Origin of the sequence: Streptomyces sp. SID3212 (assembly GCF_009865405.1) — a bacterium.
GTDB lineage: Bacteria > Actinomycetota > Actinomycetes > Streptomycetales > Streptomycetaceae > Streptomyces.
Genome location: NZ_WWJY01000772.1, coordinates 1 through 709, shown reverse-complemented (window position 1 = coordinate 709; position 709 = coordinate 1). Strand labels below are relative to the sequence as shown.

Below are 709 nucleotides of genomic sequence, written 5' to 3'. Positions count from 1 at the left end.
GACGGCGGCCCGCGCCGCCGACGCGGCCCTCGCCGCCGAGCACGCGTACGACGCGGAGCGCCGCGCGGCCGAGTCCCTCGCCCAGGACGAACGCCTCGCGGAACTGCTCAGCCTCCCCCCGACCCCCCAACCAGGAGTCCCGGCCCCCCGCACGAGCGCCGCGACCCACGAACGCTCGTCCCGCCCCACCAGGGTCACCGCGAAGGTCCCCACGCCACCGAGGAGCCCGCTGGGGGAGGTCACCCCGGAGACGACGCGAGTCGAGGGCGGGGCTTCCCCGATCCCCGGCGAAGCCCGGGGCGTTTCGTCGGGTACGACGTCGGCTGCGCACGCCGGGTCGGTCGACCGCCCGTCCGGCACCGTCGGCGAAGCCGATCCGGGAGGGCAGAGCCGTTCCTCGGCTGCGCCCGGCGGTGCCGGAACCGTGGCTCACGGCGGCAGTTCGGTCGTGCCCGCCGCTGGCGCGGGTGGTTCCGGTGAGAGTGGGGTCGCGTCGGACCCCGCTGGGGCGGCCTCGGACGGAGGTCGGCCTCTCGGCAGGGGTGGTGAGCCGGGTGGCATCGCCCCCGGCTCGTACGACGCCGCAGGCGCGGCCGGTACGGCGTCCGGCGGGCGACGTCGTCAGGCTCACGACGACCTCGCGGGCGCCGGCGCGGCAGACGGCACCGCCCCGGTCGGCGACCCCGACCTCCAGGGCCCCTCGGCCGAC

At 78.3% G+C, this 709-nt stretch carries 1 pseudogene; it reads left to right on the top strand.

The features are described from left to right. Positions 1-709, top strand: a pseudogene (locus tag GT042_RS38295) (hypothetical protein); the annotation flags it as partial.